This window comes from Ehrlichia minasensis, from assembly GCF_004181775.1.
In the GTDB taxonomy this organism is placed as follows: Bacteria; Pseudomonadota; Alphaproteobacteria; order Rickettsiales; family Anaplasmataceae; genus Ehrlichia; species Ehrlichia minasensis.
This window is the reverse complement of record NZ_QOHL01000035.1, coordinates 1-8,941: the sequence shown is the minus strand read 5'-3', so window position 1 is coordinate 8,941 and position 8,941 is coordinate 1. Positions and strand designations below refer to the sequence as shown.

Genomic DNA, 8,941 nt, shown 5'->3' with positions numbered 1-8,941 from the left:
TTTTGCAGGTGGACACTTTCACAGAGTAGTAGACAATAAATTTAAAGGTATTCCTGCTCTATTACCTGATGGATCAAATATTGAAGTACAACCATCTGCGACAGTAATATTAGATGTGTGCCATTTTGGGATAGAAGTTGGAAGTAGATTTAACTTTTAGCATCGCTATTACATTCTTGAAAGTAGTATATTTGTAATTTCAATAAGTTTGATATGAAACAAATCTTACCACATTTATAACAAAAAATTAGCTAGGCATACTTTGAAATTAAGATGATCAATAATTACTCGCTATTATATAACCACAACTAATTCACACAAATCTATTCTTGTTACCAATTTTTACAAGTATTTTCCAATATATACCTTATAACCTTCTAGTAAAACTAACTAGCACACTCACACCTACAAGATCCACAATATTTATATTGTTTGCAAAAAATTCACCAGATTTACACTTATCATATTCTACTCCTTCACATAAAACTCCAGTTAAATTTGACACGAAACAAATCTTACTCAAGGATTAGCAACTGGGGCACATTTTGAAATTAAAATGATCAATAATTACTCGCTATTATATAACCACAACTAATTCACACAAATCTATTCTTGTTATCAATCTTTACAAGTATTTTCCAATATATACCTTATAACCTTCTAGTAAAACTAACTAGCATATTCAGACCTACAAGATCCACAATATTTATATTGTTTGCAAAAAATTCACCAGATTTACACTTATTATATTCTACTCCTGCACATAAAACTCCAGTTAAATTTGACACGAAACAAATCTTACTCAAGGATTAGCAACTGGGGCACATTTTGAAATTAAAATGATCAATAATTACTCGCTATTATATAACCACAACTAATTCACACAAATCTATTCTTGTTATCAATCTTTACAAGTATTTTCCAATATATACCTTATAACCTTCTAGTAAAACTAACTAGCATATTCAGACCTACAAGATCCACAATATTTATATTGTTTGCGAAAAATTCACCAGATTTACACTTATCATATTCTACTCCTTCACATAAAACTCCAGTTAAATTTGACACGAAATAAATCTTACTCAAGGATTAGCAACTGAGGCATACTTTGAAATTAAAATGATCAATAATTACTCGCTATTATATAACCACAACTAATTCACCAAACCTATTCATGATACCAATCTTCACAAGTAATTTTTACCATACCACTTGCACCTTTTTCAGTAGAACCAGTACTAACATCTACACAGCCACCAGCTCCAAAGTATTTACTATTATTTTCAGCAAAAAGTTTACCAGATTTACATTCATCTTTTCCTATTTCTTCCCATAAAGCCTCTGTCATAAAGTCTTGATACGGAATAAATCTTATTCTTTTATCATGTGGTACATTTTCAGATCTACGACTCACATGACCATTAACTACCCTATAATACAACATTCTTTTATTACGAACCAAGTTATTACTGATTATGTTCTTCTTAATATCATGCTGCAACTTTCCGCCACCATTTGCAGTTAACTGTACTTCACAAACTTCACCATCATATAAACGTTCATCTTTTTTACAAAACTCAACTACAGTATCCATACCTACATAATTATTATCTTTAAGATGCTCATCATTCCCACTTTTAGAAGATGCATTCTCCATTTCTTTAAAAGATATTTTTACAAAATATTTATCAGATTTTTTTGTTTTAAACATACCCATAACATACTCACCAGGTTGTCCTTCTTTACCTATCCAACTTTTAACATCAATTTTACCAGGTTGCCCACCACCAAGCATTTCTACTTTTATAAAATCACATTTATCAGGTACCTTGTATATCCCGGCCAATTTAGGATAATGCAACAATACATGCACACTTTTATTATCTCCCTGCGCAGGCAAATTAGAATCAAAATTCTTATCACTTTCAGTAATTTTTTCTGGTACATAAGTTGTACTTTCAAAATTATCAATACACATACCCATAGAATGATAGTCTAGTGGTTGTAATTCAAGCTGTAATTTTGGATCTAAAGATAATATCTCGTTATTATCAACATTAAAGTACCTTAGCACATGAGTATCAAACCTATAAGATTTTATCACTGGATCTGCATATGATATCTTTTGGTCTTCAATACTAAAATGTTCAACATTGGAATCAAGGCTATCAGATTTTATAAACTGAGTAAAAACTTCAGGAGGTAATACGGTAGATTTGCTATCTGCTACTTTCAACTTAGTATTTTGATACAAATAAAATGAATTTTTCAAATTGTTACATGGGTTATCATCTTGGTAGAGATTGAGTTTTTTATTGCGATGTTGTTCATCAGAAAAAAAATAATAATTATCTTCATTGATTAAAATACTATCTAAAAAATCTTGATCCTTATTTGTTAGATCATATTCATAATCAGCACATTGAATATACTGTTTTTTACCTGTAAGCACATAACGTACCATTTTATCAGGTAATGGTTTAAGCCAAGTATGCTTATCATATACATCATGAGACTTTAACACATATCCAAAAGTAGTGTTTATTCCATCTATACATTTTACTGTAACCTTATCATCATGTTGATGTCTTATTTGACCCACTGCATCATCTCGACAATATTCATTTAGTTTAAGCACCTTACCATCTCTGCATTTTTTATACAAATAGAATTGATGATTATCAAAATTAATTTTAGGTCTTACAATTCTAATGCCAAAATGATCTACAATTTCGTCCCTAACAAGCATATCTTGTGTAATAATAAGTCTATCACTAAAGCTTATTTTCATCTTACGATCTTCTTCTTCATGTAATACTGGCTTAGGTAACATAGGAATAGGAACACATCTAGTCAGAAAATTCTCCTGATCATAATAGTCAGCACATATTCTATCATATCCCACTTTGTAAATCTTAAACTTATACAATTTTCCAGCAAAAGTAACTTCACAATCTCTACTTATAAAACCAATACCCAAGAAAAAGTCTTGTTTATATAATTTACCATTATCTACTACTATAAGCCTAATACCTGGATCAAAAAACATCTGACGTGAAAATTCTATAGGTACAAACCTAATCCTATTTTTTTCCTCAAACAATATATTACAAAATTGCAATGGAAGTAATTTCTGAACAGTTTTTTCACAGACTGCAGTTGTTTCACATTTTGTACTCCATTCAGATTGTTTGTCTGGCAAATCTTCACAAGAAGATACACCACACACACATAATTTATGATATGCAAAATTACTTGTATCAAAATAAGCGATATGAGGAGATCCTTTCACTCCTGCAGTTCTACACTCTCCTGCCTTAATAACAGTATAGAACACAACATTATCTATTGTCACTTCATCATTAAAAAATTTTAGATACCGATAACCCAAACGTGGTTTTTCAGTAAGAACCTTATGGCTTTCCAATGAATGTACATTACTTGCATACAATATTAATATAAAAACATATCCTATTTTTTTTATAATATTCAAAACATGCCCAAACATCATCATACACATACTTAACAGAAAAAGAAAAATCGCTATAATTATTAATATATTAATGCTAATACTTTCTATATTAACTATATTTTACAATAAGTATAATAAATTAATCACTCTATTGTTTTATTTTTCAAAAATAAGTTGATTCGGACAATTAACTACCTGGATAGCATCATTCAACATAATTATTATAAATTCATTTTTGAGTAAGAAATAACCACAACAATATACATCAGATCACTATACACCTAGTAACATTTATCACTAAATTACATATGTCAACTACAGTACTAGGAAATTCCCTATACACAAACAAATTTAAAATAACATCTAAAAATGCATAGTATACTACTTATCATATACAAGAACAAAAAGCATCTTTTAAGACTGGATTCTACCAATTACACTACTACAACTAAAATTGAGCTGCTACTCAACACATTAGCTTTACTATCTGTTAGTAAAAGAACAAATATAAAAAGAAAGTACATGAACAAACGTGTTATAGGATATTGTGTAATTATTTAAACTGGGTTACTTTATTTATTACGCATAATAACAGCACTTCAATACTACCTGCAATAATATAAACATCCTATAAAGACACCTTACAAACTTTCAGGAATTTCTCTTATTTGCACTAAAGTTCAATCTCAACTACTTTTCATAACAGTAATACAATACTATTTTAAATTGTATTCCCTGTTTCAAAGATTAACATTACATGAAAGCATTATACTTCACTGCCCACTACAGATACTTACTAAACTCTAGTCTTTACTGATTCACCCTTTATTACTTTTATCATGGTTTTATTATAATGTCCATTTATCTGCTCTTTAACTGCTTCTGGTAATCTATAATAACCAAGTATCTGCCATATAGTATCATTCACTTTCCAACAAACATTTACACCTGTTTTGTCAGTACTAGTATAACAACAAGTGTAATCAAAATTGTTAGGCATATTGCCAGTCTCATAACACGATAAAACAAGTTTTTCATCAGTCATACACATTCTTTCACCAACACCGTTACCATAGCAACAATGCTCATTTGTACATGACATCTTAATACTCTGACCAATTTTACCCATTTTAGCAACACTACGATCTGTATTTATCGCATTTACAGCAGAACACAAATTAGTCTCTGGATAATTACTTTGGTTATTTAAAGTTCCATCTTGTGAATAAATACACAAAGAAGCTAAGCACCCTCTATTTTGTAATTTATCAGTAGTATCAAGACAAAAAGTCTCTTTTTCTTGATCATAAATATATTCTAACTCAACTAGCTTCTCTTCTGTCACTTTCACTTGTGAATTCTTACTTCGCGCTTTGCCATCAAGCCCTTTTGTCTTTAACTTCTCTAATTCCACTGCATCACTAACAAGCATATTAACCAAATCTGTAAGATTTGTCTTCCAACAAATACGTTGTTTATCGTTTTTTGCAGGAGATTTATAATTTTCTAATTTACTATAACAACATTTATAAACTCCATCGGATTTATTATTTTCACTTTTAATATTACCTTTAACATTATTATCTTTGGTATCATCATCTTCGTAACATAATAAAGAAACTTCTTCATTAGCCCAACACAGTTTTTCATTTTTTTTACTATCAGAACTATAGCAACATTTCCCATCGTTTTTACAAGATAGTTTAATATTTTTACTTATTTCAGAATCTTCAACTCGCATGCTATCTTTAGAAGGACACTGCGTTCCTTTGCGAGTTATAATATAAGCTCCTGAAGCAAAAACATCATTTTCACCTTTTTCATAAACACAAACAGTTTGTAGACATCCTTTTTTTATACCATCTTTAGTATCCAAACAGAATGATGCTTTTTCTTTAGAATAATCATATTTTATATCTGTAATAACATCCGCTCTATCTGTAAAAGGTTTAGTAGTATTAGATGGAGGTAACTTAGTAAGCAACTCTTTGCTACCATTATCAAACTTTTCTCTCAATGCTAAAGGTAGAGTACCATAATTAAACTTCTTCAATAGATCAACACCCTTTGTTTTCCAACAAATATCTCTTGATGTATTTTTCATATCGTGATAACAACATACATATTGGTCTTCAGATACTCCCAGACTTTTCGCTCTGTTTCTATAACACGATAAACCTATATTATTATGCTCATGGTCCTGCCAACACTTTCTATAGTTAATACGAAGATTATTTTCATATTCTGCAATATCAATACCATACATAAAATTTGAATTCTTTTTATGGTTATTATAACAATATCCATTGCGAGTACGACTTACAGTCATTTTATCCCCTGCCTTTAAAAGATTGACAAAAAGATTTGGCACGTTACTTACAATAGGTTTACACTCTTCTGTACCAAACATAGTAATAGGAGTACTAAATTTCATAGTCTCATCATTTGAAGAATATATACAAATTGACTTCAAACATCCACTATTACCATCACATAATGATTTTTTTGATTCATTATAAGTATAAGTCATATCTCCAATTCGCACTTTCAAATCACTATTCCACACTTCACATGTGAGCTTTACTAACCCATCTGCACCTTGCTGAATTGACCTACCTAATTTTGCACATCCTCCAGAACCAGGATATTGATTTGGATTCTTTTCAAAAGCATCAGATGGCCCATTACAATCATTAACGTTTAACCTAACAATACCATCAGGAAAATCAGTATTTCCCCATGGAATCAATCTATAGTGCTGCAACCATAAAGGTCTGCTCTGATTAAAATCCATTCCAGTAGCAGATCTATAATGCACTACAGTGTTATCATCAATAAAAGAATTGTTTTCTCTACAACCACCATGAGTACACCCACGTGCTACAAGCGAAATTTCACATTTATCATTAAAATTATCAGAACTACATAGTGCTACTACTGTATCCTCTCCATACTCCTTAGGATATTTTCCCCCCTCACCAACGTATATAACTAATTTTTTCCCATTTAACTTATTGCCATCATTCTTCAATATACCAAGAGTATAATATGCAGGAGCACCAGAATAAGCTGTACCACTATTCACATACCCAGCTTGACCACCACCCCAAGCCTCAATTTTTATAAAGTCACACTTATGATAATCACCTATTTCGTACACATACTGCTTTGTCACTGTACCATCTATATGCTTTTTCACTTTATATTCATACTTAGGAAATTTATCTATACACATGCCTTCAAAATACAAATTTTTTTCTACTAATCCATCTAAAACACCATCATTTTGAAGAAAGAAATCCAAGTTTTTCAGCTCACTCCTATTTTTATATATGCCAAAAGTTTCAAAATCATCACTTGTATAACTATATAAACAACTTTTAGCATATTCTGCTTCATCAGAAGAATACTTCAACTCTCCAAATATACATTCTTTCTCATCTTTAACTTTTCTAAGATAAGTCGAAGTATGGAAATACAATTCACTATTCTTACACAAACCTGACTTTGCATTCCCATTATATGGCATAATACTATATACAGTTTTAGGGATAGTATAATGTGTATCATGACTTTTAATAGCAGTAACAAAAGATTTCATTGATATATTATTAAGATCATAACTCATGCTATCATCACATGGATAATAGACCCCATTACTATATATATGACGTACCAGCTTTTTGTTATTTGATCTTAACCAAAAATACCTATGTCCTCCTATATTTGCATCATATCTTTTAACATAATATCCATTTTCTGCATAATTTAATCCACCTAAACATTTTATATTGTCGACATACGTACTAGTCGAAATCTCTTTTTTACTTTTAACACATTTTTCATCCTTATCTTTCTCAGTACAAACATCCACAGTTTCAAATTCATGATTTTTGGCATTAATCTTAGGCCGTACTAGACTAACAGACTGACCAAGAATAGCTTGTAAATCTTTTAAATACATTTTCTCTATTTTCTCTTCATAATCACGACTAGTTGCACTTTTCAGGTTACCTTCAATTACACTCCTGATTTTAAACTCAGCAACAATTTCTTCTTTATCATCAGATTTTAATACAGGTCGTTTCAACGCAGGTATTGGCAAACATTGTTTTACACATTGCCCCCTACTATTATAGTAGATACATAAACTATCCATACCACTTCTATGCATCCCATAAAGTTGAATACCATAATCTGATAAGTCAAAACCAGCCTGTCCAGGTTTCACACTATTAGACATTACAGACTGGAAATCAGAAGAAATTGAGTCTTTGCTTTTTGGTACAAGTTCTAACCCTTTAGTAGGGTGCATAAGAAATAATTTAGGATCAAAAAATGACTGAAGATAAAATGGTACAATACGAAAATCTAGAATAGGAATTTCTTTGTATATGCCTTCACAAAAAGGGTAAGGACCTTTATTAATTTGATCTAAGGTATAAAATACATTACTACTACTACATTCATCTGAACCTAAGCTAGAGTCAGGAAAAGTAAAATATAAACAAAATACCACAAGAACTATTATTCTTAACACACACTCCACCATTTAACAGAAGATACACACATCCACGAATGTATATCTAAAATTGTACATTACATCGTCAATTACTCATATGGTTATAGGTCTATTTACCATAGCAGCCAGTTTATAATACTACTAACCATGTACTACTTAAGATGGTCTTCAGTGCAAAATTTATCAATTAAAGATTAAATTATTAAATATAGGATATTAGCAGCAAATTAGCACATACAAACTATGTACATTACACTAATTTAAAGAAGACTAACAGAACTTCAAACTACATATCCTAACAACACTATTAACACTTCTCCATATTATGCAACCAAATTGTTATGTATAACATCAAACATGCTATTTATAATAGAAAATCACAACACATAAAGCAAATAGCTCTGTAAAATACAACCTACAGTTACAAAATACATTAACTTTTAATTAATATATAAAGAGATAAAGAAGCAATAACATTTATATAGTAGATCAGTAATTCATTTTTCAGCGTTCAACAAATTCACAACCCACACAAATCAATGACTGAACATCATAAATTCTACTTAGGCAAAAACTTAACAAATTATATTTTAATACACTGCGTGATAGCATAGAGGAGAAGATGACTTTATCTTAAATTTGTCAATACATTTCAAATTTTAAAAATCTAATCACTTTTCACAAAATTTCAGTACTACCTAGTAAGACCATCAAAGAAACTTAAAGATGTAATTAATGATATAAGATGTTATTAAGGAATAAGCATTAATATTAATGTAATCAATACATTGCTTAATATCTTAAATAACACTTTCTTACACCACATAGTAAAACAACAATTAGCACCACTGTTTTGTACATATAACAAAAAAATCCACATTTTACAGCACAGAAAAAATTTCAACTATACTCTTTATATCCTCAATCACACTATATTCACCACT

The 8,941-nt window shown here is 30.1% G+C and carries 6 protein-coding genes; 1 reads left to right on the top strand and 5 read right to left on the bottom strand.

The window, feature by feature from the left end; translation table 11 throughout:
• On the top strand, window positions 1–160 hold a 160-nt coding region (locus DRF75_RS04765), incomplete at its 5' end, for a P44/Msp2 family outer membrane protein (RefSeq protein ID WP_129992754.1).
• Window positions 161–367: 207 nt separating this feature from the next.
• Here the strand turns inward: DRF75_RS04765 and DRF75_RS05100 are convergent.
• The 5 genes from DRF75_RS05100 to DRF75_RS04755 all read right to left on the bottom strand — a co-directional run bounded on the left by DRF75_RS05100 (window position 368) and on the right by DRF75_RS04755 (window position 8,015).
• Window positions 368–505, bottom strand: coding sequence for a hypothetical protein (locus DRF75_RS05100; RefSeq protein WP_165375565.1), 138 nt, complete (start codon window positions 503–505; stop codon window positions 368–370).
• Window positions 506–650: 145 nt separating this feature from the next.
• The gene (locus tag DRF75_RS05095) at window positions 651–788 is read right to left on the bottom strand and encodes a hypothetical protein (RefSeq protein WP_160249025.1); all 138 of its coding nucleotides are present in this window, start codon (window positions 786–788) and stop codon (window positions 651–653) included.
• A 145-nt stretch (window positions 789–933) separates the two neighbouring features.
• Entirely contained in the window at window positions 934–1,071 is a 138-nt protein-coding gene (locus DRF75_RS05090; protein WP_160249026.1) for a hypothetical protein, read from the bottom strand.
• A gap of 100 nt (window positions 1,072–1,171) precedes the next feature.
• Complete coding sequence (locus tag DRF75_RS04760; RefSeq protein ID WP_240729897.1) at window positions 1,172–3,517, bottom strand: hypothetical protein; 2,346 nt, start codon at window positions 3,515–3,517, stop codon at window positions 1,172–1,174.
• A 754-nt stretch (window positions 3,518–4,271) separates the two neighbouring features.
• On the bottom strand, window positions 4,272–8,015 hold the full coding sequence (locus DRF75_RS04755; RefSeq protein ID WP_240729896.1) for a hypothetical protein: 3,744 nt from the start codon (window positions 8,013–8,015) through the stop codon (window positions 4,272–4,274).
• Window positions 8,016–8,941 lie beyond the last annotated feature (926 nt).

Bases quoted from the DNA above. Each gene is read 5' to 3' on its own strand.
- DRF75_RS04760 (WP_240729897.1), bottom strand. From the start codon at position 3,517: ATGATGATGTTTGGGCATGTTTTGAATATTATAAAAAAAATAGGATAT.